General features: G+C 69.8%; 27 protein-coding genes and 1 pseudogene. 4 read left to right on the forward strand and 24 right to left on the reverse strand.

Annotation, left to right across the window (positions count from 1 at the left end; translation table 11 throughout):
- Positions 1-1,437, forward strand: coding sequence for an NAD(P)H-hydrate dehydratase (locus ABT127_RS32930; protein ID WP_351458172.1), 1,437 nt, complete (start codon positions 1-3; stop codon positions 1,435-1,437).
- A 91-nt stretch (positions 1,438-1,528) separates the two neighbouring features.
- On the opposite strand, the gene ABT127_RS32935 is transcribed toward ABT127_RS32930, so the two are convergent.
- From ABT127_RS32935 to ABT127_RS32950, 4 genes are read right to left on the reverse strand one after another with little or no spacing between them, the layout of a single operon-like run.
- Positions 1,529-2,101 (reverse strand): DUF4240 domain-containing protein, encoded by a 573-nt coding sequence (locus ABT127_RS32935; RefSeq protein WP_351458175.1) that lies wholly within the window; start codon positions 2,099-2,101, stop codon positions 1,529-1,531.
- Positions 2,102-2,160: 59 nt separating this feature from the next.
- Positions 2,161-2,532, reverse strand: coding sequence for a holo-ACP synthase (locus tag ABT127_RS32940; protein WP_351458178.1), 372 nt, complete (start codon positions 2,530-2,532; stop codon positions 2,161-2,163).
- A 24-nt stretch (positions 2,533-2,556) separates the two neighbouring features.
- A complete protein-coding gene (gene glmS, locus ABT127_RS32945; RefSeq protein WP_351458181.1) occupies positions 2,557-4,398 on the reverse strand; it encodes a glutamine--fructose-6-phosphate transaminase (isomerizing) in 1,842 nt (613 codons plus the stop codon).
- A 31-nt stretch (positions 4,399-4,429) separates the two neighbouring features.
- Positions 4,430-4,678, reverse strand: coding sequence for a hypothetical protein (locus ABT127_RS32950; protein WP_351458351.1), 249 nt, complete (start codon positions 4,676-4,678; stop codon positions 4,430-4,432).
- Positions 4,679-4,855: 177 nt separating this feature from the next.
- On the opposite strand from ABT127_RS32950, the gene coaA reads away from it, so the two are divergent.
- Both coaA and ABT127_RS32960 read left to right on the forward strand, forming a co-directional pair.
- Entirely contained in the window at positions 4,856-5,854 is a 999-nt protein-coding gene (gene coaA, locus ABT127_RS32955) for a type I pantothenate kinase (RefSeq protein ID WP_351458184.1), read from the forward strand.
- 34 nt (positions 5,855-5,888) lie between these two features.
- Positions 5,889-6,821, forward strand: coding sequence for a DUF389 domain-containing protein (locus ABT127_RS32960; RefSeq protein WP_351458187.1), 933 nt, complete (start codon positions 5,889-5,891; stop codon positions 6,819-6,821).
- Positions 6,822-6,878: 57 nt separating this feature from the next.
- On the opposite strand, the gene glmM is transcribed toward ABT127_RS32960, so the two are convergent.
- The 3 genes from glmM to rplM form a co-directional block, all read right to left on the reverse strand.
- Positions 6,879-8,237, reverse strand: coding sequence for a phosphoglucosamine mutase (gene glmM, locus ABT127_RS32965; protein WP_351458190.1), 1,359 nt, complete (start codon positions 8,235-8,237; stop codon positions 6,879-6,881).
- A 104-nt stretch (positions 8,238-8,341) separates the two neighbouring features.
- Entirely contained in the window at positions 8,342-8,857 is a 516-nt protein-coding gene (gene rpsI / locus ABT127_RS32970) for a 30S ribosomal protein S9 (RefSeq protein ID WP_351458193.1), read from the reverse strand.
- Between the two features lie 44 nt (positions 8,858-8,901).
- Positions 8,902-9,345 (reverse strand): 50S ribosomal protein L13, encoded by a 444-nt coding sequence (rplM, locus tag ABT127_RS32975; protein ID WP_351458196.1) that lies wholly within the window; start codon positions 9,343-9,345, stop codon positions 8,902-8,904.
- 260 nt (positions 9,346-9,605) lie between these two features.
- On the opposite strand from rplM, the gene ABT127_RS32980 reads away from it, so the two are divergent.
- Positions 9,606-10,451, forward strand: coding sequence for a hypothetical protein (locus ABT127_RS32980; protein WP_351458199.1), 846 nt, complete (start codon positions 9,606-9,608; stop codon positions 10,449-10,451).
- A 13-nt stretch (positions 10,452-10,464) separates the two neighbouring features.
- Here the strand turns inward: ABT127_RS32980 and ABT127_RS32985 are convergent, their stop codons facing one another.
- The 17 genes and pseudogenes from ABT127_RS32985 to rpsE all read right to left on the reverse strand — a co-directional run bounded on the left by ABT127_RS32985 (position 10,465) and on the right by rpsE (position 23,958).
- A complete protein-coding gene (locus tag ABT127_RS32985; RefSeq protein WP_351458202.1) occupies positions 10,465-12,132 on the reverse strand; it encodes a glycosyltransferase family 39 protein in 1,668 nt (555 codons plus the stop codon).
- Complete coding sequence (locus tag ABT127_RS32990) at positions 12,129-13,157, reverse strand: glycoside hydrolase family 26 protein (protein ID WP_351458205.1); 1,029 nt, start codon at positions 13,155-13,157, stop codon at positions 12,129-12,131. The genes ABT127_RS32985 and ABT127_RS32990 overlap by 4 nt, the downstream gene beginning before the upstream one ends.
- Positions 13,157-14,743 (reverse strand): glycosyltransferase family 2 protein, encoded by a 1,587-nt coding sequence (locus ABT127_RS32995; RefSeq protein ID WP_502971821.1) that lies wholly within the window; start codon positions 14,741-14,743, stop codon positions 13,157-13,159. Before ABT127_RS32995 ends, ABT127_RS32990 begins: the two co-directional genes overlap by 1 nt.
- Before the next feature lie 116 nt (positions 14,744-14,859).
- Complete coding sequence (gene truA, locus ABT127_RS33000) at positions 14,860-15,714, reverse strand: tRNA pseudouridine(38-40) synthase TruA (RefSeq protein WP_351458208.1); 855 nt, start codon at positions 15,712-15,714, stop codon at positions 14,860-14,862.
- An 80-nt stretch (positions 15,715-15,794) separates the two neighbouring features.
- Positions 15,795-16,301 carry a 50S ribosomal protein L17 gene (gene rplQ, locus ABT127_RS33005; RefSeq protein ID WP_111663859.1) on the reverse strand — a complete coding sequence of 169 codons (507 nt, stop codon included), beginning with the start codon at positions 16,299-16,301 and terminating at the stop codon, positions 15,795-15,797.
- A 179-nt stretch (positions 16,302-16,480) separates the two neighbouring features.
- Positions 16,481-17,503 carry a DNA-directed RNA polymerase subunit alpha gene (locus ABT127_RS33010; RefSeq protein WP_003966937.1) on the reverse strand — a complete coding sequence of 341 codons (1,023 nt, stop codon included), beginning with the start codon at positions 17,501-17,503 and terminating at the stop codon, positions 16,481-16,483.
- 147 nt (positions 17,504-17,650) lie between these two features.
- Positions 17,651-18,055 carry a 30S ribosomal protein S11 gene (gene rpsK / locus ABT127_RS33015; protein ID WP_003948617.1) on the reverse strand — a complete coding sequence of 135 codons (405 nt, stop codon included), beginning with the start codon at positions 18,053-18,055 and terminating at the stop codon, positions 17,651-17,653.
- A 64-nt stretch (positions 18,056-18,119) separates the two neighbouring features.
- Entirely contained in the window at positions 18,120-18,500 is a 381-nt protein-coding gene (gene rpsM, locus ABT127_RS33020) for a 30S ribosomal protein S13 (protein ID WP_111663858.1), read from the reverse strand.
- A gap of 213 nt (positions 18,501-18,713) precedes the next feature.
- Positions 18,714-18,827, reverse strand: a complete 114-nt coding sequence (gene rpmJ, locus ABT127_RS33025) for a 50S ribosomal protein L36 (protein WP_003974245.1) — start codon at positions 18,825-18,827, stop codon at positions 18,714-18,716.
- A gap of 59 nt (positions 18,828-18,886) precedes the next feature.
- Positions 18,887-19,108, reverse strand: coding sequence for a translation initiation factor IF-1 (gene infA, locus ABT127_RS33030; RefSeq protein ID WP_003948620.1), 222 nt, complete (start codon positions 19,106-19,108; stop codon positions 18,887-18,889).
- A 195-nt stretch (positions 19,109-19,303) separates the two neighbouring features.
- Positions 19,304-19,468: pseudogene (locus tag ABT127_RS33035) on the reverse strand (type I methionyl aminopeptidase); the annotation flags it as partial.
- A 100-nt stretch (positions 19,469-19,568) separates the two neighbouring features.
- Positions 19,569-20,405, reverse strand: a complete 837-nt coding sequence (map, locus tag ABT127_RS33040) for a type I methionyl aminopeptidase (protein ID WP_111663857.1) — start codon at positions 20,403-20,405, stop codon at positions 19,569-19,571.
- A gap of 112 nt (positions 20,406-20,517) precedes the next feature.
- Entirely contained in the window at positions 20,518-21,165 is a 648-nt protein-coding gene (locus ABT127_RS33045; RefSeq protein ID WP_111663856.1) for an adenylate kinase, read from the reverse strand.
- Positions 21,165-22,478 (reverse strand): preprotein translocase subunit SecY, encoded by a 1,314-nt coding sequence (gene secY, locus ABT127_RS33050; RefSeq protein ID WP_351458214.1) that lies wholly within the window; start codon positions 22,476-22,478, stop codon positions 21,165-21,167. The genes ABT127_RS33045 and secY overlap by 1 nt, the downstream gene beginning before the upstream one ends.
- Positions 22,479-22,715: 237 nt before the next feature.
- Positions 22,716-23,171, reverse strand: coding sequence for a 50S ribosomal protein L15 (gene rplO / locus ABT127_RS33055; RefSeq protein WP_111663854.1), 456 nt, complete (start codon positions 23,169-23,171; stop codon positions 22,716-22,718).
- A 2-nt stretch (positions 23,172-23,173) separates the two neighbouring features.
- Entirely contained in the window at positions 23,174-23,353 is a 180-nt protein-coding gene (rpmD, locus tag ABT127_RS33060; RefSeq protein ID WP_052580766.1) for a 50S ribosomal protein L30, read from the reverse strand.
- The gene (gene rpsE / locus ABT127_RS33065) at positions 23,353-23,958 is read right to left on the reverse strand and encodes a 30S ribosomal protein S5 (RefSeq protein WP_111663853.1); all 606 of its coding nucleotides are present in this window, start codon (positions 23,956-23,958) and stop codon (positions 23,353-23,355) included. Before rpsE ends, rpmD begins: the two co-directional genes overlap by 1 nt.
- Between the last annotated feature and the right edge of the window lie 20 nt (positions 23,959-23,978).

The following is a 23,978-nucleotide window of genomic DNA, read 5'->3' on the forward strand; positions in this document are numbered from 1 at the left end:
ATGCGCACTGCCTATGACGTGGAAACGGTCCGGTCCGCCGAACGCGCACTGATGGCGCGCCTGCCGGACGGCGCCCTGATGCAGCGCGCCGCCGCGGGCCTCGCCGCGGCCTGCGCGGACCTGCTCGGCAAGGTGTACGGGTCCCGGGTGGCCCTGCTGGTCGGCTCCGGGGACAACGGCGGAGACGCACTGTACGCGGGCGCCCGCCTGGCCCGCCGCGGCGCGGGCGTCACGGCCCTGCTGCTGTCCCCCGACCGCGCGCACGCGGGCGGCCTCGCGGCCCTGCGCGCCGCGGGCGGCACGGTGGCGGACGCCGAGTCGGACGCCGCCGAGGAGACGGTGTCCCGGGCGGACCTGGTGCTGGACGGCATCGTCGGCATCGGCGGCAGGGGCGGGCTGCGCCCCCGCGCGGCCCGGCTCGCGGAGGCCGCCCGGGGCCTCGTGGTGGCGGTGGACCTGCCGAGCGGCGTGGACGCGGACACCGGCGAGGTGCACGGCGACGCGGTCCGGGCGACGGCGACCGTCACCTTCGGCGCCTACAAGCCGGGGCTGCTGGTCGACCCGGCGCGCGAGTACGCGGGCGTGCTGCGGCTGGTCGAGATCGGCCTGGAACCGCCGTACGAGCAGGCCGCGCTGGAGGCGCTGCACCACGCGGACGTGGCGGCGCTGCTGCCCGAACCGACGGGCGAGAGCGACAAGTACCGCCGCGGTGTGGTGGGCGTGGTCGCCGGCTCGGAGCGCTATCCGGGCGCGGCCGTCCTCGCGGTGGCGGGGGCCCTGCACGGCGGCGCGGGCGCGGTGCGCTACGTGGGTCCGGCGGCGGACGCCGTCCTCGCCCGGTTCCCCGAGACGCTGGTGTCGGCGGGCCCGCCCGCGAAGGCGGGGCGGGTCCAGTCCTGGGTGATCGGCCCAGGTCTGGGCGACGACGCCTCCGGGCTCCTCGACGTGCTGACCTCGGACGTGCCGGTCCTGATCGACGCGGACGGGCTGCGCCTCGCGGAGGTGAGCGCCGTCCGCTCCCGCACGGCCCCCACCGTGCTCACCCCGCACGCCGGAGAGGCCGCGGCGCTCCTGGGCGTGGCCCGCGACGAGGTGGAGGGCCAACGCCTGTCCTCCGTACGGGCGTTGGCGGACCGCTACGCCGCGACGGTGCTCCTGAAGGGCTCGACGACCCTGATCGCGTCCCCGGACACCTCGGCCCCGCTCCGGGTGAACCCCACCGGCACCCCCTGGCTCGCCACGGCGGGCAGCGGCGACGTCCTGTCGGGCCTGACCGGCTCCCTCCTGGCAGCGGGCCTCCATCCCCTGGACGCCGCCTCGGTGGCGGCCTACCTCCACGGCCTCGCCGCCCGCCACGCGGCGAACGGCGCGCCGGTGACGGCCCAGGACGTGGCGAACGCCGTCCCGGCGGTGTGGCGGGACGTCCGGGGGGCCTAGGCACCATTCGCCGCGGTACGCGCCGTCGCAGGACCCGTCGACCGAACGGGGCGTCCGCGCCTGGCCGGCGACCGCCGGGTGAGACCCGCGGTCAGCGCGCGGGGCCGAGGAACAGCGCGGCCAGCCGGGGCAGCCGACGGCGCATCTCGTCGTCGTCGAAGTCGAAGTCCTCACCCATGTCGACTGCCGCCCCGCCGGTCCCGTCCCCGGTCCCGCGGACCGTCCGCGAGGCCGCCCAGAAGGCATCCGGGTCGCCGGTGAGCCGCTCGAACGCGTCGGCCGGGGCGTAGTTCACCGTCTCGCGGAACAAGGTCTCGGGACGGTCCGGCTCGTCGGCCGCCGGGGCCACGTCGGGGTGGGCGGCGATGCTGTCGGGATCGCCGGCCACCCGGTCGTACCACTCGCGGCCCAGCGCGACGACCCCCGCGCGGAAGTCGGTGAAGCTGTCGTCGGAGCAGCCGCCCCCTATGAGGTAGGCCGCCGCCCACACGTCCCACCGGTACAGGGCGCCGTGCACGTCGTCGAAGTGCCGCGCGTACTCCAGGATCTCCGGCCGCGGCCCGGCGGCGAGCCGCCCGACGAGCACCTCGTCGAACGGTTCGCCCGTGGCGGCCGCCGCGGTCCGCGCTTCCTCGATGACGGACCAGAACGCGTCGATGTCCATGGCCGCAGACTCTGCCACGCCCCACTGACAACGCCCCGCCGTCAACGCCCCGGGGCCCGCTACCCCTCCGCCACCACCACGGCGGACGCCACCCCGGCGTCATGGCTGAGCGAGACGTGGAAGGACCGCACGCCCAGCTCGGCGGCGCGGGCGGCCACCGTCCCGCTCACCCGCAGCCGGGGCTGCCCGCTCTCCTCGACGTACACCTCGGCGTCCTCCCACCGCAGCCCCTCGGGCGCCCCCAACGCCTTCGCGGCGGCCTCCTTGGCGGCGAACCGGGCAGCGAGCGACGCGACCCCGCGCCGCTCCCCGCTGGGCAGCAGCAGCTCCGCGTCCGTGAACAGCCGTGCGGCCATCGCGGGCGTACGCTCCATCGCCACCGCGAACCGCTCGATCTCGGCCACGTCGATCCCGACCCCGATGATGCTCATGCCGAGCACCCTACGGTCGCGCCGTCACTCCACCGTCACCGACTTCGCGAGGTTGCGCGGCTGATCCACCTCGTTGCCCCGCGCCGTGGCCAGTTCGCACGCGAACACCTGGAGCGGCACCGTCGCCACCAGCGGCTGGAGCAGCGTCGGCGTGACCGGCACCCGCACCAGGTGATCGGCGTACGGCACCACGGCCTCGTCGCCCTCCTCCGCGATGACGATGGTCCGCGCCCCGCGCGCCCGGATCTCCTGGATGTTGGAGACGATCTTGTCGTGCAGCACCGAGCGGCCGCGCGGCGACGGCACCACCACGACCACCGGCACCCCGTCCTCGATGAGCGCGATCGGCCCGTGCTTGAGCTCTCCCGCCGCGAACCCCTCGGCGTGCATGTACGCCAGCTCCTTGAGCTTCAGCGCGCCCTCCAGGGCCACGGGGTACCCGACGTGCCGCCCGAGGAACAGCACGGTGTCCTGCCCGGCCAGCGACCGGGCCAGCTCGCGCACCGGCTCCATGGTCTCCAGGACCCGCTCGACCTCTTCGCCGATCCGCCCCAGCTCCCGTACGACGGCGGCGATCTCGTCGCCCCACTTGGTGCCCCGCACCTGGCCCAGGTACAGCGCGACCAGATAGCAGGCCACCAGCTGCGTCAGGAACGCCTTCGTGGACGCGACCGCGACCTCCGGGCCCGCGTGCGTGTACAGCACCGCATCCGACTCGCGCGGGATCGTCGAACCGTTGGTGTTGCAGATGGCGAGCACCGTCGCCCCCTGCTCGCGCGCGTGCCGCAGCGCCATCAGGGTGTCCATGGTCTCGCCGGACTGCGAGATCGCGATGACCAGGGACCGCGCGTCGAGGATCGGGTCCCGGTAGCGGAACTCGCTCGCCAGCTCGACCTCGCACGGGATCCGGGTCCAGTGCTCGATGGCGTACTTGGCGATCAGACCGGCGTGGAACGCGGTCCCGCACGCCACGATGACGACCTTGTCGACCATCCGCAGCACCTGCGCCGGGATCCGCAGCTCGTCCAGGGTGAGCTGGCCCTCCGCGCCGATCCGGCCCAGCAGCGTGTCGGCGACGGCCTTCGGCTGCTCGGCGATCTCCTTGAGCATGAAGTAGTCGTAGCCGCCCTTCTCGGCGGCGGACGCGTCCCAGTCGATGTGGTAGCTGCGGACGTCGGCGGGCCGCCCGTCGAAGTCCGTCACGACGACCGCGTCCGGCCGCAGTTCGACGACCTGGTCCTGCCCCAGCTCGATCGCCGAGCGGGTGTGCGCGATGAACGCCGCCACGTCCGACGCCAGGAACGCCTCGCCCTCCCCGACGCCCACCACAAGCGGCGAGTTCCGGCGCGCCCCCACCACCACGTCCGGCGCGTCCGCGTGCACCGCGACCAGCGTGAACGCGCCCTCCAGGCGGCGGCAGACCCGGCGCATCGCCTCCGCCAGGTCCCCCGCGAACTCCTCCGCCAGCAGGTGCGCGACCACCTCGGTGTCCGTCTCGGAGGCGAACGTGTGGCCCCGCGCGGACAGCTCGTCGCGCAGGTCGGCGAAGTTCTCGATGATCCCGTTGTGGACGACGGCGACCCGGGAGGCGTTGTCCGGGTGCGGGTGCGCGTTGGCGTCCGTGGGGCCGCCGTGGGTGGCCCAGCGGGTGTGTCCGATGCCCGTGGACCCGGCCGGCAGCGGCCGGTCGACCAGGGCCTTCTCCAGGTTGGCGAGCTTGCCGGCCTTCTTCACCGAGGCCAGCGCGCCGTCGGCGAGGACCGCGATCCCCGCCGAGTCGTAGCCCCGGTACTCGAGGCGCTTGAGCCCGGCCAGCACCACGTCATGAGCCGACTGTGAACCTACGTATCCCACGATTCCGCACATACTGCGCAGGGTAGGCCCGCGTCCGCCCCGATCAGCGGCCCCACGCGATCCGGTCCCGCGCGTCCTGCACCAGGCCCAGGTACTCGGCCTCCTCGCAGCGCGGCTTGCTCCCCATCTCGTACAGGTCGAGGCAGTCGTCGAGGTCCTCGCCTATGTCCTCGTCGGGCAGCTCGGCCGCCAGCTCGCTGCGGACCCGCCCCGCCCACTCCTCTTCTCCTGTTTCTTCCCGACCAGCCCCCACCCACGTACGGACGAACGCGGGCACCCGGAGTACGGACATCACGTCTTACCTCCCGCCCCGCGGGACCGGCTCTGTCCCGCACGGTCCTCGGAACGTATCGCCGCCCCCACGTGAGGTCCATATGTGTGCACGAGCTGTGACGGCGGGGTGGTGCGGGGCCACCCGGCGTGACGCACCCCACCTCCACGTCGCGCCACACAGCCGTAACAATGGACTGTGATCTCTCCGGTCTCCGAAAACCTGCGGAGCGCCCACCGGCACCGGCCGGAGGCGACTCCCTACGTCGACCTCACCCGCGGCGAGTGGAGCGCGCTGCGCGACAAGACTCCCCTGCCCCTCACCGCCGAGGAGCTGGAGCGGCTGCGCGGCCTCGGTGACGTGATCGACCTCGACGAGGTCCGCGACATCTATCTGCCGCTCTCCCGTCTGCTCAATCTGTACGTCGGCGCGACCGACGGGCTGCGCAGCGCGCTCAACACCTTCCTCGGCGACGCCGGTACGAAGGGCTCCCAGTCGGGTACGCCGTTCGTCATAGGGGTCGCGGGTTCGGTGGCGGTCGGCAAGTCGACCGTCGCCCGCCTCCTCCAGGCGCTGCTGTCGCGCTGGCCCGAGCACCCGCGCGTCGAGCGCGTCACGACCGACGGCTTCCTGCTGCCCACGAAGGAGCTTCAGGCCCGCGGCCTGATGTCGCGCAAGGGCTTCCCCGAGTCGTACGACCGGCGGGCCCTGACCCGGTTCGTCGCCGACATCAAGGCGGGCAAGGACGAGGTGACGGCGCCCGTCTACTCCCACCTGATCTACGACATCGTGCCGGACGAGCGGCTCGTCGTGCGCCGCCCGGACATCCTCATCGTCGAGGGCATCAACGTCCTCCAGCCCGCCCTGCCCGGCAAGGACGGCCGCACCCGGGTCGGCCTCGCCGACTTCTTCGACTTCAGTGTGTACGTGGACGCGCGCGAGGAGGACATCCAGCGCTGGTACCTCAACCGCTTCAAGAAGCTGCGCGCGACGGCCTTCCAGAACCCGTCCTCGTACTTCCAGAAGTACACGCAGGTCTCGGAGGAGGAGGCGCTCGACTACGCGCGCTCCACCTGGCGCACCGTGAACCGGGTCAACCTGCTGGAGAACGTGGCGCCCACGCGCGGCCGCGCGAGCCTGGTCATCACCAAGGGGCCCGACCACAAGGTGCAGCGGCTGCGCCTGCGCAAGCTGTAGGCGGCAGGGCGGCCGGGGCTGTTAGAAAGACGTCATGCTGCACCTGCGCCTGATCACCCCGGCCGACGCCACGGACGACGTGGTGCGTCTGATCGAGAAGACGGTCGGCACCGCGCACCTCGCGGTGCTGCCGGGCGCGGCCCGCAGCCCGGCGGGCGATGTCGTCATGTGCGACGTCGCCCGCGAGGCCGGCGACGGACTCCTCGCACGGCTGCGGGAGCTGGGCATCGACGAGACCGGGTCGATCGCCGTCGAGAACATCGACCTCTCGCTCTCGCGGCGCGCCGACGAGGCGGAGGACGACGCACCGGGCGAGGGCGCGGACGCGGTCCTGTGGGACCAGCTCACCGAGGCCACGCACGAGGAGTCCACGCTCTCCGCGACGTATCTGGCCTTCATGGTGATCGCCACCATGATCGCGGCCTGCGGTGTGGTGCTCGACAACGCGATCCTGATCGTCGGCGCCATGGCCGTCGGCCCCGACTTCGGCCCGGTCGTCGGCGTGTGCACGGCCCTGGTGCGGCGCGCCCCGCGCCTGGCCCTGCGGGCGCTGACCGCGCTGCTCGTCGGCTTCGCGGTGTCGATGGTGGTGACGGTGGGGTTCAGCTACTTCATGGACGCGGTCGGCCTGTTCAGCCGCGCCCAGCTGGAGGCGGACCGCCCGAACACCAGCTTCATCTTCAACCCGGACTGGTTCTCGTTCGTGGTGGCGGTCCTCGCGGGCGCCGCGGGCACCCTCTCGCTCACCTCGGCGAAGTCGGGCGCCCTGGTCGGCGTGGCCATCTCGGTGACGACGGTCCCGGCGGCGGCCAACGCGGCGGTGGCCTTCAGCTACCACGAGTACCGCCAGGCCTGGGGCTCGACGCAGCAGCTGCTGCTGAACCTGGCGGGCATCGTCCTGGCCGGCACCCTCACCCTCCTCGCCCAGAAGTGGTTCTGGGCGAGGACCAGGCAAAGCGCCCCGTAAGGGGCGCGGGGAACTGCGCGAGAAGCCCCACCGACCGTCAGCCGACCCGCAACCGGATCAGCCCAGCGCCGACTTCACCACATCGGCGAGCCGCCCGGCGACCGCGCGGGCCTGCTCGATGTCCGCGGCCTCCACCATCACCCGCACCAGCGGCTCGGTCCCCGAGGACCGGAGCAGCACCCGCCCGGTGGCCCCGAGCTCACCCTCGGCGTCCGCCACGGCGGCGGCGATCTCCGGCGCCGACCCGACCCGCGACTTGTCCACGTCCGGCACGTTGATGAGCACCTGCGGCAGCCGCTCCATGACGGACGCGAGGTCCTGGAGCGAACGCCCGGTCTGCGCGACCCGCGCGGCGAGCAGCATCCCGGTGAGGGTGCCGTCACCGGTGGTGGCGTGGTCCAGCACGATCACGTGCCCGGACTGCTCACCGCCCAGCGCGTACCCGTGCTCCTTCATGTTCTCCAGCACGTACCGGTCGCCGACCGCGGTCTGGACGAGCGTGATGCCCGCGCGCTCCATGGCGAGCTTCAGCCCGAGGTTCGACATGACGGTCGCGACAACGGTGTCGTGGCGCAGCGCCCCGCGCTCCTTCATCGCCAGCGACAGCACGGCGATGATCTGGTCGCCGTCGACCTCGGATCCGGTGTGGTCCACGGCGAGGCAGCGGTCGGCGTCCCCGTCGTGCGCGATGCCGAAGTCGGCGCCCTGCTCGACGACGGCGGCCTTCAGCAGGTCCAGGTGGGTCGAGCCGCACCCGTCGTTGATGTTGAGCCCGTCGGGGTCGGCGCCGATGGTGACGATCTCGGCCCCGGCCCGGGTGAAGGCCTCGGGCGAGACCCGGGAGGCCGCGCCGTGCGCCTCGTCGAGGACGATCTTCAGTCCTTCGAGCCGGTTCGGCAGCACGCCCACCAGGTGCGCGATGTACTGGTCGAGCCCCTCGTCGTACGACTTCACGCGGCCGACGCCGGCGCCCGTCGGGCGGTCCCACGGGGCACCGGTGCGGTGCTCCTGGTAGATCGTCTCGATGCGGTCCTCCAGGGCGTCGTCCAGCTTGTGGCCGCCGCGCGCGAGGAACTTGATGCCGTTGTCGGGCATGGCGTTGTGGCTCGCGGAGAGCATCACGCCGAGGTCGGCGCCCAGCGCGCCGGTGAGATACGCCACCGCGGGGGTGGGCAGCACGCCGACGCGCAGGACGTCGACGCCCGCGCTCGCCAGGCCCGCGACGACCGCGGCCTCCAGGAACTCGCCCGAGGCCCGCGGATCCCGGCCGACGACCGCGACGGGCCGGTGCCCCTCGAACGAACCGGCCTCACCGAGTACGTGCGCCGCGGCGACCGACAGACCGAGCGCCATCTCGGCGGTCAGGTCGGCGTTGGCCACGCCGCGCACACCGTCCGTGCCGAAGAGTCGTCCCACTTGGTGTCCTCCGAACTGAAAACAAGTCGACCATAAAGCCGAACGCCCCGGCAGCACGCGAAGTGCCGCCGGGGCGAACGGGAAAAACAAGCAGGCAGCGAGCTTTAGCGCTTGCTGTACTGCGGGGCCTTGCGGGCCTTCTTGAGACCGGCCTTCTTGCGCTCGACCGCACGGTCGTCACGCTTGAGGTAACCGGCCTTCTTGAGCGCCGGACGGTTGTTGTCCACGTCCGCCTCGTTCAGCGCGCGGGCCACGCCGAGGCGCAGGGCACCGGCCTGACCGGAGACACCGCCACCCGCGATGCGGGCGATGACGTCGTAGCGGCCGTCGAGCTCGAGCACCTTGAAGGGCTCGTTGACTTCCTGCTGGTGGACCTTGTTCGGGAAGTAGTCCTCGAGCGTGCGCCCGTTGACCTTCCACTTGCCCGTGCCCGGCACGATGCGGACGCGCGCGATGGCGTTCTTGCGACGGCCCAGGCCGGCGGCCGGCTGCGGGTCGCCGAAGCGGGCGGGGTTGGACTCCGAGGTGTACTCGCCCTCGACAGGCGCGTCCGACTCGGTGGTGTAGCTCTCGACGTCGACGATCTCTTCGACCGGCGTCTCGGCAGTGGTCTCGGCCACGGTTCTCCTCAGATTCTTTTCTGTCTTTGGGGCTGTGGCCGGAACTACTGCGCGACCTGGGTGATCTCGAACGGCACCGGCTGCTGGGCAGCGTGCGGGTGCTGGTCGCCCGAGTAGACCTTGAGCTTCGAGATCATCTGACGGCCCAGGGTGTTCTTGGGGATCATGCCCTTGATGGCCTTCTCGACGGCCTTCTCGGGGTTCTTCGCCAGCAGCTCGTCGTAACGGACGGAGCGCAGACCACCCGGGAAGCCGGAGTGGCGGTACGCCAGCTTCTGGGTCTTCTTGTTGCCGGACAGGTGAACCTTGTCGGCGTTGATGATGATGACGAAGTCGCCCATGTCCATGTGCGGAGCATAGGTCGGCTTGTGCTTGCCGCGGAGGAGGTTCGCGGCAGTGGTGGCCAGACGTCCCAGGACGACGTCCTGCGCGTCGATGACGTGCCACTGGCGAGTCACATCGCCGGGCTTAGGGCTGTACGTACGCACTTAGCAGCCTTCTTCTTCAGTGGATGGGTGCTGAAAATGGCATCACTGAAGCGATCGTGCAGCTGGGGACGACAGTGCCGGGTTCAGCGCCCGTATGCCGCCCACTGGTAACTGCTCCAGGGAACCCGTGCAAGGCCTTCTCACATGAAAATGAGCAAGCCATTACACATAACAACTAGGCAGACTACCCGCGGGGCCCCGCACGGGTCAAAACGCTCTCGGCCTCCCGGCGCTCATGCACCACGTTTAAGATGCGCCCCATGAGCTTCGGGCAGGGGGGACCCCCATGGGGGGCCAATGACAACGGAAACGCTCCGGACTGGGCGGCACTCGCCGAGGCCTCGGAAGCACGCGCTCGCAAGCGCCGGTGGCTGCTGATCGGCGGCGCGGTGGTGGCCACGCTCGCCGTGGGGTCGGCGGTGGCCTGGGGGATCGTCTCCGCGAACAGAAGCAGCAACGCCGGCAACAAGCCGGCCGACCAGCTGCCGAGCACCGCGGACATCCCGAGCGAGGAGAAGTCCGCACAGCCGTCCTTCGCGCCGACGTCCGCGCCGCCGCCGCTGGACCCCAACGACTTCATCGACAGCGCGGCCAAGGACACGGCCCCGCTCAGCGCGGACACGCTCTTCCCCGGCAAGACGCTCACGTTCGGTGGCCGCACGTACACGAAGGGCGCCACGAGCCGCATCGCCGACTGCACCGCCGCGGTGCAGAAGGGCCTGGCCGGCGTCCTGAAGAAGAACGGCTGCACCCAGGTCATCCGGGCGACCTACTACAAGAGCGGATCGGCGGTCACCATCGGCGTCGCGGTCTTCGACAGCAAGAAGCAGGCCACGAGCGCCAAGGAGCAGTACGACTTCGACGGCGGCGTCCTGTCGCTGCCGGGCTCCGGCGTCCCCACCTTCTGCCGCACGACGGTGTGCCGCCAGACCGCGAACTCGGTGGGCCGCTACGCGTACTTCACCAACGGCGGCCGCACCAACGGCACGGACGCCACCAAGAAGGACAGCGTCCTGTTCGCGCTCGGCGACGACCTCCAGGAGTACACGTTCCAGAAGATCAAGCAGCGCGGCGAGATCCAGGCCTCGGAGGCCGCGCAGCGCTGAGCCGCGCCGGGGCTCAGCCGGGGACCCTGACCCAGATCCGGTAGCGGCCGGTGCCGGCGGAGTTGCGGAACGGCAGCTCGGCAAGGAGCCGGTAGTGGGCATTGCCCTCGACCGCGGCCGCGACGATGTCGTCGACCCGGGGATTGGTGAGCCCGTCGAGGACGATCAGGTCGAACGCTCCGTCGCGCACCGCCGTGCGGTAGGCGTCGTCCCCGGCGTGGTACCCGCCCTTGCCGTCCTTGTACTCCATGCCGAAGACGCTCTGCCACTGCCGGTGGCTGGTCCTCCCGCGCAGGTAGTAGGCGGGAACCTCGGGCGTCGAGCTCAGATAGCGCCCCTGGGAGTCCACCCGCGGGGAGATCGTCCGGATCATCCGCGTGGAGTCGGGCCACAGGCCGAACCGCAGGTCCGCCTGCTGGATGCCCAGACAGAGCGCGGTCGTCCACAGCATGATGCCGAGCTGCGGATGGCGGAAGTGCGCGCCGATCAGCCGGGTCACGCCGACGCCCGCCATCGGCGCCGCGAAGAACAGGCCGAAACCGATGTGCTTGAACAGCGAGACCACGGTGGCCAGATGGATCTGGTAGGCGGGCGCGAGCAGCGCGGTGCCGCACAGCAGCAGCCCGAGCAGCAGTCGCCGGGTCCGGCCCGGGTTGCCGAGCCTGCGGGCGAGCGGCGACTCGTTCAGCCGGCTGCGCCACACGTACGAGAGCGCGCCGCCGACCGCGGTGAGGAACATCAGGCCACCCCACTTGGCGGACTGTTCCAGCAGGTAGGGGCCGCTGTCGCTGCCGTGCACGCGGTCGGTGGTGGTCTGCCGCACCCCGGCGAGGAGGTCGGTGACGTGCGCGCCCGCTGCGAGCAGCGCGCCGGTGCTGAGCGCGAGCAGCACCACGCGCAGGATCGCGGACCCGGGGCCCCGCCGCGGCCACGCCGTGAGCAGCGCGAGCCCGGCGATCGTCGGCAGATACAGGGCGGACGCGTACTTCACGCCGACGGCGAGCACGGCGACAGGCGTGGCGAGCAGCACCGCGACAGCGGGCAGCCGGTCGGTGCGCACCACGATCCAGGTGGCCAGCGCGAGCAGGAACAGCGCCATCGCGTCGTACGTCGCGAAGTGCCCCATGACGATCGTCGACTGGGTGACGGCGAACATCCCGGCCGCGGCGAGCGCCGCCCGCTCGCTGAACAGCCGCCGGGTGATCGTGTACAGCAGACCGGTGGTGCCCAGCATCAGGACGAGGCTCAGCAGGCGCGCCCCGGACAGCCCGAACCGCCCGTCGACCAGGGCCGCGAGCACCGGGTACAGCTGCGGCGAACCGGAGAAGTAGGCCGCGTAGTCCTTCGGCAGCGGGGTGCCGTGGAGCAGGTGCGCGAGCTCGGCGTGCCCGGCGGTCAGATACAGCGCCTCGTCCTGGAACGCGGTGTTGGACAGCCGCAGCGACAGGACCGCCTGGATCGTGAGGATGCAGAGCAGCACGCCCCTGCTGACCCAGGCGCGGCGGCCGCTGGCCGTCATGTCCCAGCCGGCCTCGGGCGTCTCGGGTATCTCGTAGCCGGGCGGCTCGACGCCGACGGGCTCCGGCGGCGCCACGGTCCGCAGCGCGTACGTCTCGTCGTCGGGTCTGCGCAGCGACGGCACCGAGTACGGCTCGGGCAGAAAGGATCCGCCCGCGCTCATCGCGGATCCCGGACGTCGAAGCCGAAGCGGTCGTCGGCGGCGAGCTTCCTGAACTCCTCCAGCGCCGACGGGGTCGCCTCCAGCCGCCAGTCGGCGCGCTTCTTGAAGTTGAACCAGACGAACCCGATGAGGTCGTCGTCGCCCGCGACCCCCGCGAACAGGTGGCGCACGTCGGCTCGGCGCCGCTCCCCCGGGTCCGCGGCCGTCTCCAGGAGCAGCAGCGGCTTCCCGGTGAAGGCCCGGACCTCCCTGACCGTCCGGCCGAAGACGGCGTCGAACGAGGTGGCCCGGGCGCCCGAGAAGTAGCCGACCAGGCCCACCCAGTCCACGTACGCGTCCCCCGGGTAGTAGGGCTCGAGGCGCACGTCGGGCATCGGGTCGACGACGTTCGGCGACCAGGCCCAGATCACGTTCGAGGCACCGGCCCCGGCGAACGTGTCGTGGATGTGCCGCCAGGCGGCGACGTACTCCCGCGGGGTGACGTGCTCGGTGCCCCACTTCTCCCAGGTGCCGTTCATCTCGTCGGCGAAGTCGATGACCACGGGCAGGTTCAGCTTCTTCACGGCGGCCGCGTACGACGTCAGATACCTGTCCCCCTTGCCCGCGGCGATGTCCGCGAGCGTGATGTCGAAGGGCTCCCAGGACATCAGCGTCAGCGCGCCCTCGTCCCAGGCCCTGCGCACCCCGGCGGCGTCGAAGCCGTCGCCCCAGGCCGCGTAGTACTCGACGAGGTTGGGCCGCTTGCCCGTCAGCCTCGCGTACGCCTCGACGGGCTTCATCGAGGCGGGGGCGCCGTCGACGGCCGCGCCGAAGTACTTCCTGGCGGGCTTGAGCAGCGGGGTGACGTCGTAGGGCGCCGGCGCCCCGTCGGACGCCTCCGCCCGGGGACCGGCGTCCCCGTGCGGACCCGAGCCGCCGGGCCCCGTCCCGGGGTCGCCACCGAGCGAACAGCCGCCGAGGGCGAGGACCGCGGCCAGGAGCAGGCCCGCGCCGCGCAGGGCCTGGTGGGTCGTACGCGTCGGCATCACGTGGTTCTCTCCGCTCGGGGCTGCACGAGGATCCGGCCCACGACCAGCGCGTAGAAGAGGCCGGAGGACAGGATCAGGGCGAAGTCGGGGGCGTTCATGGTGAGCATCCGCCAGACCGCGGCCCCCACCCAGAGCACCGCGGTGCCGCCGCTCCACGCCCACATGCCGATCCAGAATCTGCGGGTCCTGTCCTTCTTCGCGCCGGACGAGCCGGTGGGCCGCCAGCCCACGCTGTTCCTGCGCAGGATGTCCCAGATGGCGAAGACGTGCGCCCAGCCGTACATCATGCGGGCGGCCCAGGCCTCCAGACGGTAGGGCGTCCGGTGCCACATCGGGAAGACGATCGTGGCGTAGACGATGCTGGGCAGCACCAGGACCAGGTTCTCGGCCAGCAGCTTGCCCGGCAGCGCGAGCAGCAGCACCAGCGGAACGACGGGCGCGGCGAAGGTGAACAGCGCCGTGTGGAGGTAGTAGAGGAACCCGGACAGGTAGCAGAGCCGGGTCGAAAGCCTGGTCCTGCGCTGCCAGAACTTGGCGCTGCCGAGCAGGCTCATGGAGCCCGAGCACCACCGGTACTGCTGGTTGAAGAAGGCGCCCACGCTGTCCGGGCACACCCCCGTGGACAGGGCGACCGGCACGTACCGCAGGTCCCAGCCGAGGCCCCGCAGATCGAACCCGGTGTGCACGTCCTCGGAGTGCTCGATGAGGGTGCTCCCGCCGTTGGCCTCCAGGGCGGTGCGCCGGTACACGGCACAACTGCCCACGCAGATGGCGCCGTCACTGCCCTGCCGGGACACCTGCACGGACCGGTAGAACAGCTCCTGCACGGCACCGGCGCCGCGCTCTATCCAGTTCTGCGAGTCGAGCACCCGGAAGTACTGCGGCGACTGCACGATGCCGACGCGGTCGTCACGCTCCAGGTAGGGCAGCAGTTCGTCGAGCAGATCGGCGCGCGGGGTGAAGTCGGCGTCCAGGATCAGGATGTACGTGCCGTCGGACCGGCCGAACCCGAAGCGCAGATTGCCGGCCTTCTTGAACCAGCCGCGGTTCTCCCGCGCCCCGTACCGGAACCCGAAGTCCCTTGCCATGGCCTCCAGTTCAGGAGAGGCGCCGTCGTCCAGGACGAACGGCACGCACACGCCCGGATAGCGGTCGGCCAGCGCCCGCACGTGCCGCCAGGTGTTGTGGAGCACCGCGATCGGCTCCCCGCACACCGGCAGGAAGACGTCGACCGACGGATACGCCTCGGGCCGCCAGTTCCGCACCAGCCGGCGGTGGCGCCTGAGGTCGAAGTCCCGGCTGAAGCCGTTCACCCGCAGCGACACCAGGTAGTAGCCGACGCTGAAGAGCAGCAGCGGCGCGTACAGCCACAACAGCGGTGCGGAGCGGGCCAGTTGGAACTGACTGACCACCAGGCAGCCGAAGCTGACGAGCGAGCCGAGCGTCAGGATCCACAGCCGCCGGCGGGTGTAGGAGTACTTCTCCCTGTCCGACGGCGGCAGCGGCAGCAACCCGAACTGCTCGGCTTCATGCCGAGGTGCGGCGCGGCGCCCCCTGGGCCGCACCGAAGTGAATGAAGCCATCGACGGAAACCCCCCAGGTCCCGCACAACCGCATTGTCACCCGACCACCCCATTCGTTTCCCCGTGGCCGGATCGCGGAAGCATATCCAAGTTGCCTGGGATGTACACGAGTTACTTCAGCAACAGCCCGCCCCCGGCAGGGTCCGCTTGTTGCGCGCCTCGCGATTGCGGGCGGCCAGCAGCTCGTCGGCCGGGTAGCCGACCTCCTCCAGCGTGAGCCCGTGCGGCCGCACGACGTGCACCGCAGAGTCCCGCACCCCGGCGGCGAGCACCTTGCCGGGCCACTCCGCCGGCCGGTGTCCGTCGCCGACGAACAGCAGCGCGCCGATCAGCGAGCGCACCATGTTGTGACAGAAGGCGTCGGCGCGCACGGTCGCGGTGATGATCCCGTCCTCCCCGCGCACGAGGCTCAGCTGCTGCAGGGTCCGGATGGTGGTGGCGCCCTCACGCCGCTTGCAGTACGCGGCGAAGTCGTGCTCCCCGAGCAGGTCCCGCGCGGCGGCGTTCATGGCGTCGACGTCCAGCGGCCAGTCGTGCCACAGCACGTGCCCGCGCAGCAGCGGGTCGACGCCGCCCGGGTGGTCGGTGACCCGGTACGCGTACCGCCGCCACACGGCGGAGAACCGCGCGTTGAACCCGCTCGGCGCGGGTGCCACGGACCACACCCGGACGTCCTTGGGGAGCCGCCCGGCGAGCCGCTTCAGCAGCTTCTCCCGGTGCTCGGCCCACACGTCCTCCGGCAGGTCGACGTGCGCCACCTGCCCGCGCGCGTGCACCCCGGCGTCGGTGCGTCCGGCCACGGTCAGCTCGTACGTCTGCTCGGACCGGGTCACGGTCCGCAGCGCGCTCTCGATCTCCCCCTGCACGGTCCGCCGCCCGCCGGCCTGCTTGGCCCATCCGGAGAAGTCGCTGCCGTCGTAACTCAGATCGAGCCGTACGCGCACGAACCCGTCCGCTGCTTCATCACTCACTACAACAATCCCTCGCTAGAGACAGGAAAAGCGGGCCCGCCCCGGAGGGCGGACCCGCTCAACACTCGAGGCACGGGGCCTCAGGCGTCCTTGGACTCCTCAGCGGCGGCCTCGTCGGCCGGCTTGGCGTCCTCGACGACCTCGGCCGGAGCCTCGGTCTTCGGCTCGGCGTCCTTGGCGGCACGCTTGGTGGCGGCCTCGGCCTCACCGGTGGCCTGCTGCGCGACCGTCAGGGCCTCGACCAGCTCGATGACAGCCATGGGCGCGTTGTCGCCACGACGGTTACCGATCTTGGTGATACGGGTGTAACCACCCGGACGGTTCTCGTAGCGCGGGGCGATCTCGGTGAAGAGCGTGTGGACGACGCTCTTGTCCGTGATGACCGTGAGCACCTGACGGCGGTTGTGAAGGTCGCCCTTCTTCGCCTTGGTGACCAGACGCTCCGCGTACGGACGCAGACGACGGGCCTTGGCCTCGGTCGTCGTGATCTTGCCGTGCTCGAAGAGCGACTTCGCGAGGTTCGCGAGAAGCAGCTTCTCGTGCGCAGCGCTGCCGCCCAGACGGGCACCCTTGGCGGGCTTCGGCATGGTGTTTCTCCTTGGTGTCTGCCCCGGCCGTATCAGGTACCGGGGTCAGTGTCCGAGCAGACGGCCGTCTGTCGGAGATCCGGGTGCGTCCCGAAGGGGCGCCCCGGAAGGGGCGCGGGGAACTGCGCGACCAGCCACAGCGCTCCCGCACCCGAAGAACCGGCTCCGAGCGGAGCGGCTCAGTACTGCTCGGTCTCGACGAACCCGGCGTCGGCGTCGTCGTCGGCGCCGAAGGCGTCCGCGGCGGCGGTCGGGTCGAACCCGGGAGGCGAGTCCTTCAGGGCGAGGCCCATGCCGGCGAGCTTGGCCTTGACCTCGTCGATCGACTTCGCACCGAAGTTGCGGATGTCGAGCAGGTCCGCCTCGGAGCGGGCGACGAGCTCACCCACGGAGTGGATGCCCTCGCGCTTGAGGCAGTTGTACGACCGAACGGTGAGCTCGAGCTCCTCGATCGGCAGCGCCAGATCGGCGGCCAGGGCGGCGTCCGTCGGGGACGGACCCATGTCGATGCCCTCGGCGTCGATGTTCAGCTCGCGGGCGAGACCGAACAGCTCGACCAGAGTCTTACCGGCGGACGCCATGGCGTCACGGGGACGCATGGCCTGCTTGGTCTCGACGTCGACGATCAGCTTGTCGAAGTCGGTGCGCTGCTCGACACGCGTGGCCTCGACCTTGTACGTGACCTTGAGAACCGGCGAGTAGATCGAGTCGACCGGGATGCGCCCGATCTCCTGACCGACCTGCTTGTTCTGCACGGCGGAGACGTAGCCGCGACCGCGCTCGACGGTCAGCTCCATCTCCAGCTTGCCCTTGCCGTTGAGCGTGGCGAGGACGAGGTCGGGGTTGTGCACCTCGACACCGGCCGGGGGCGCGATGTCGGCGGCGGTGACCAGACCCGGGCCCTGCTTGCGCAGGTACATCACGACCGGCTCGTCGTGCTCCGAGGAGACGACCAGCTGCTTGATGTTGAGGATCAGGTCGGTGACGTCCTCCTTGACGCCCGGCACGGTGGTGAACTCGTGCAGGACACCGTCGATGCGGATGCTGGTGACAGCAGCGCCGGGGATCGACGAGAGGAGGGTGCGGCGGAGGGAGTTGCCGAGGGTGTAGCCGAAGCCCGGCTCCAGCGGCTCGATGACGAACCGAGAGCGGAACTCGTCGACGACCTCTTCGGTCAACGAGGGACGCTGAGCAATCAGCATGTTGCGATCCTTCAGTCAGGGGCACCCACTATTTGATGCCCTGAGGCCACCGGGCAGAGCCCGATGGTGTCTTTCAAGGGTACGGGCGGCACGACCCGAAGGAGCCGTACCGCCCGAAAACCTCAGACCAAGCAGTCGTACGTCAGATCAGACGCGGCGACGCTTGGGCGGACGGCAGCCGTTGTGCGGGGTGGGCGTGACGTCCTGGATGGAGCCGACCTCAAGACCGGTCGCCTGAAGCGAACGGATGGCGGTCTCGCGACCCGAGCCCGGGCCCTTGACGAACACGTCGACCTTGCGCATGCCGTGCTCCTGCGCGCGGCGGGCGGCCGACTCGGCGGCCATCTGCGCGGCGAACGGGGTCGACTTGCGCGAACCCTTGAAGCCGACGTGGCCGGCGGAGGCCCACGAGATCACGTTGCCGGTCGGGTCCGTGATGGACACGATCGTGTTGTTGAACGTGCTCTTGATGTGCGCGTGGCCGTGAGCGACGTTCTTCTTTTCCTTGCGGCGCACCTTCTTGGCAGCGCCCTGACGTCCCTTGGGGGGCATGTCGTTCTCCTACGGGAGGTGGTCGGTCCTACAGCGAAGACCGCTGAAAAGCGTCCGCTGAGGACTACTTCTTGCCCGGCTTCTTCTTGCCGGCGATGGCGCGACGCGGGCCCTTGCGGGTACGAGCGTTCGTGCTGGTGCGCTGGCCGCGGACCGGCAGACCACGACGGTGGCGCAGACCCTGGTAGCAGCCGATCTCGACCTTGCGGCGGATGTCGGCCTGGATCTCGCGACGGAGGTCACCCTCGGTCTGGAAGTTCTGGTCCACGTACTCGCGGATCTTGACGAGGTCTTCCTCGCTCAGGTCGCGAACGCGGATGTTGCGGTCGATACCGACCGTGTCCAGCGTCAGCTGGGCGCGCGTACGCCCGATGCCGAACACGTAGGTGAGGGCGACCTCGATGCGCTTGTCGCGCGGGAGGTCAACGCCTTCAACGCGTGCCATTCATGGCTCCTGTTGATATTCGGAGGTCTGCAGCAGAACCACTCCCAGCCGCCGTCCCCTCTTCTCAGAGAGTCGGTACGAACTGGGTCCTCAGCCTCCGACTGAAGGTGTCGCCACGGTGGAGTGATCCACCGTCGGCGGGCTCTGCGTATGTACTCAATGTGTTGCGTGCGTCGCGCGAATCTCTGCGAACGAACTGCAGTCAGTCGTGCGTCAGCCCTGGCGCTGCTTGTGGCGCGGGTTGTCGCAGATCACCATGACCCGGCCGTGACGGCGGATCACCCTGCACTTGTCGCAGATCTTCTTGACGCTCGGCTTGACCTTCATGGGTGAGGTTCTCCGGGTCAGTTGCCGGCGGCCCGCAGGAAGCGGGACTTGGGCAAGATCTACTTGTACCGGTAGACGATCCGGCCACGCGTCAGGTCGTACGGAGACAGCTCCACCACGACCCGGTCGTCAGGGAGGATACGGATGTAGTGCATGCGCATCTTGCCGCTGATGTGTGCCAGGACCTGGTGGCCGTTCTGGAGCTCGACCTTGAACATGGCGTTCGGAAGAGACTCGACGACAGTGCCCTCGATCTCGATGGCACCTTGCTTCTTGGCCACGCTTCGCCCTTCGAATCGACTACCTTGATCGACTCCCGCTTCGCATGCAGACATGCCAATACACGAGAGCCGACGCGTCAGTCTACGTCAGTACCCCCGGAAAGACGAATTCCGGGATTCTCCCCTACCAGAGAGATCACTAAGCCCGCCACTCGAGCGTACTTTCCGCTCACCCCGGCAGATCGGGCACCACCGTCACCCCAGCGGATCCGGCGCCGCCGTGATCCCCATCTCCGCCAGCTTCGCCTTGCCGCCGTCCGGAGCCGTCAGCACCAGCGGCCCCTCCTCCGTCACCGCCACCGAGTGCTCCCAGTGCGACGACCACGTGCCGTCCGTCGAGACGACCGTCCAGTCGACCGATCCCCCACGCCCCTCTCGCGGGATCGGCGCCGGGGCGCCTCACAAGCTTCGAGCGGCTGCGCCGGCCTCCGACCGGCGACCGGGCAGCCCAAGCCCGAGATCACCCCAGCGGATCCGGCGCCGCCGTGATCCCCATCTCCGCCAGCTTCGCCTTGCCGCCGTCCGGAGCCGTCAGCACCAGCGGACCCTCCTCCGTCACCGCCACCGAGTGCTCCCAGTGCGACGACCACGTGCCGTCCGTCGAGACGACCGTCCAGTCGTCCTCCAGGACCGCGGTGCGGGGGGTGCCCAGGGCGACCATGGGCTCGATGGCGAGGCAGAAGCCGGGGACCAGCTTGGGGCCCTTGCCGCGGCGGCGCTCGACGTAGTTCAGGAGGTGCGGGTCCATGTGCATCTCGGTGCCGATGCCGTGGCCGCCGTAGTCCTCGACGATCCCGTACTTGCCGCCGCCGGGCTTGGGCTGGCGGCGGATGTACGTCTCGATCGCGCGGGAGATGTCCACCAGCCGGTTACCGGCCTTCATGGCCGCGATACCGGCCCACATCGACTCCTCGGTCACCCGGGACAGCTCGATCAGCTCCGGTGCGTGACCGGAGCCGACGAAGGCGGTGTACGCGGCGTCGCCGTGCCAGCCATCCACGATCGCGCCGCAGTCGATGGAGATGATGTCGCCGTCCTCCAGGACGACCTTCTCGCTCGGGATGCCGTGGACCACGACCTCGTTCTTCGAGGTGCAGATGGTGGCGGGGAACCCGCCGTAGCCCAGGAAGTTCGACTTCGCGCCGTGCTCGTCCAGCACCTTGCGCGCCACCTCGTCCAGGTCCCGGGTGGTGGCGCCGGGCACGGCCGCCTCACGGGTCGCGGCGTGGATCGCCGCGACGACAAGCCCCGCCTCCCGCATCTTGCGAATCTGGTCGGGGGTCTTGATCTGCACCATGGGGGCCTGCGCTCTCCGTCATCCGGTACGAGGTGTACGTACACCAACACTAAGGCCGCGGCCCCCCGGACGGGGAACCGCGGCCTCAGCCACGTACAGACGTGCGACGGGACTAGCGTCCCAGGGCCTCCATGGCCCGCGCCGTGACCTCCTCGACCTTGCCGAGGGCGGAGATCGTCACGACGAGCCCCTGCTCCCGGTAGTAGTCGATGATCGGCTCGGTCTGCGTGTGGTAGACCTCGAGCCGCTTGCGCACGGTCTCTTCCTTGTCGTCGTCGCGCTGGTACAGCTCGCCGCCGCAGACGTCACAGACGCCCTCGGCCTCGGGCTGCTTGTACACGACGTGGAAGACGTGCGCAGAGTCGTTGCGGCAGATGCGGCGGCCGGCGATGCGCTTGACCACCTCGTCCTCGGGGACCTCCAGGTCCAGGACCGCGTCCAGCTTCACGTCGTCGGCCTTGAGGGCGACGTCGAGCGCCTCGGCCTGCGAGACGTTGCGAGGGAAGCCGTCGAGCAGGAAGCCGTTCACGGCGTCCGGCTGCTCCATGCGGTCCTTGGCCATCCCGATGGTGACCTCGTCCGGTACCAGCTGGCCCGCGTCCATGTAGGACTTCGCCTGCTTGCCGAGATCCGTGCCCTTGCTGATGTTGGCACGGAAGAGGTCGCCCGTGGAGATGTGCGGGATCGACAGGTTCTGGGCGAGAAACGCGGCCTGCGTTCCCTTGCCAGCACCGGGCGGCCCGACGAGGACGATTCGCATCAGCGGAGGAACCCTTCGTAATTGCGCTGCTGGAGCTGGCTCTCGATCTGCTTCACCGTCTCAAGACCGACACCCACGATGATGAGGATGCTGGTGCCGCCGAAGGGGAAGTTCTGGCTTGCCCCGAAACCAACCAACGCCATCGTCGGTACGAGAGCGATCAGACCCAAGTACAGCGAACCCGGCCAGGTGATCCGGTTGAGCACGTAGGAGAGGTACTCAGCGGTCGGTCGGCCAGCCCGGATGCCCGGGATGAAGCCACCATACTTCTTCATGTTGTCCGCGACTTCCTCGGGGTTGAACGAGATCGCCACGTAGAAGAACGCGAAGAAAACGATCAGGAGGAAGTACGTGACGATGTAAATCGGGTGATTTCCCTTGGTCAGGTGGTCGTCGATCCACAGCTTCCAGCTGGAGTTGCCGCCCGCGAACTGGGCGACGAGGGCCGGGATGTAGAGGAGCGACGAGGCGAAGATGACAGGGATCACACCCGCCTGGTTCACCTTGAGCGGGATGTACGTAGACGTACCGCCGTAGGACCGGCGCCCGATCATGCGCTTCGCGTACTGGACCGGGATACGGCGCTGGGCCTGCTCGACGAAGACCACCAGGCCGACCATGACCAGGCCGACGAGGATGACGGTGCTGAACTCGATCCAGCCGTCGGCCAGCGAGCCCTGCTGCTTGATGGCCCACAGCGAGGCCGGGAAGCTGGCCGCGATCGAGATGAACATCAGGATCGACATGCCGTTGCCGATGCCGCGGTCGGTGATCAGCTCACCGAGCCACATCATCACGCAGGTACCGGCGGTCATGACGATGACCATGGTGACGGTGATGAAGATCGACTGGTCGGGGACGATCTGGCTGGCGACCGAGCAGCCCTGGAAGAGCGCGCCGGTCCGGGCGGTGGCCACCAGGCCGGTGCCCTGAAGGATGGCGAGAGCCACGGTCAGGTAGCGCGTGTACTGCGTGATCTTCGCCGTACCGGCCTGGCCCTCCTTCTTGAGGGCCTCCAGACGCGGGATCACCACGGTGAGCAGCTGAAGAATGATGCTCGCGGTGATGTACGGCATGATGCCGAGCGCGAAGACCGTGATCTGGAGCAGCGCGCCACCACTGAACATGTTGACCAGGCCGAACAGGCCGGTCGTGGAGCTGGACTGATCCATGCACGTCTGGACGCTCGAGTAATCCACTCCGGGGATCGGCACATGCGCGCCGAGCCGGTAGATCACGATGATGCCCAACGTGAAGAGCAGCTTCTTGCGCAGGTCGGGCGTCTTGAACGCCCGGGCGAACGCGGTGAGCACGGTGCCTCCTGCGACCCCCGCGCGCGTGCGTCAGAGGTGACGGTCTTGAGGATTCGACGAATACGTAACGGTCAAGCTCCGTGATTGGTGCCGGGGGCACACAGATCCCAGAAATTAACAGCGGACGCCACCTTACCGGCGTACCTGCCCCCCTAGGAACGACCAACCGGGGATACCCCTTTTGTGGGGTATCCCCGGTCGGGATCGTTCACGTCATCGAGACGTCGTCCGAAGGACTCAGACGAGCTCGGTGACCGTACCGCCGGCGGCGGTGATCTTCTCCTTGGCGGAGCCGGAGACGGCGTCGACCGTCACCTGCAGCGCCACGGTGATCTCGCCCTGGCCGAGGACCTTGACGAGGCTGTTCTTGCGGACAGCACCCTTCTCCACCAGACCCTCGACGGTGACTTCGCCACCCTCGGGGTACAGCGAGGCGAGCTTGTCCAGGTTCACGACCTGGAACTCGACCTTGAAGGGGTTCTTGAAGCCCTTCAGCTTCGGGAGACGCATGTGGAGGGGCATCTGGCCACCCTCGAAGCGCTCCGGAACCTGGTAACGGGCCTTCGTGCCCTTGGTACCACGACCGGCCGTCTTACCCTTCGACGCCTCACCACGACCGACACGGGTCTTCGCGGTCTTGGCACCGGGGGCCGGACGGAGGTTGTGGATCTTCAGCGGGTTGTTCTCCGCCATGATCAGACCTCCTCAACCGTCACGAGGTGGCGGACGGTGTGCACCATGCCGCGGAACTCGGGGCGGTCCTCCTTGACGACCTGCGTGTTGATGCCCTTGAGACCAAGGGAGCGCAGGGTGTCACGGTGGTTCTGCTTGCTGCCGATGTACGACTTCACCTGCGTGATCTTGAGCTGCGCCATTACGCACCAGCCCCGGCACGCGCACGGAGAAGGGCCGCGGGGGCGACGTCCTCGAGGGGCAGACCACGGCGAGCCGCGATCTCCTCGGGGCGCTGCAGGCCACGGAGGGCCTCCACGGTCGCGTGCACGATGTTGATCGCGTTGTCGGAGCCGAGCGACTTCGACAGGATGTCGTGAACGCCGGCGCACTCGAGCACGGCGCGCACAGGACCACCGGCGATAACGCCGGTACCCGGGGACGCGGGCTTGAGCAGCACGACGCCGGCAGCCTTCTCACCCTGGATCGGGTGCGGGATGGTGCCCTGGATACGGGGGACCTTGAAGAAGTGCTTCTTGGCCTCCTCAACACCCTTGGCGATGGCGGCCGGCACCTCCTTGGCCTTGCCGTAACCGACACCGACGGTGCCGTCACCATCGCCCACCACGACCAGCGCGGTGAAGCTGAAGCGACGACCACCCTTCACAACCTTGGCGACGCGGTTGATCGCGACAACGCGCTCAACGTACGCGGTCTTCTCGGCGGCAGCAGCGCCACCGTCGCGACCCTTCCGGTCCCGCCGCTCGCCGCCACCGGCACCGCCACCGCGGCGCTGGGGTCCAGCCATTGGAATTACCTCTCTCTGTT

Source organism: Streptomyces sp. NPDC001904, from assembly GCF_040297005.1.
Classification (GTDB): domain Bacteria; phylum Actinomycetota; class Actinomycetes; order Streptomycetales; family Streptomycetaceae; genus Streptomyces.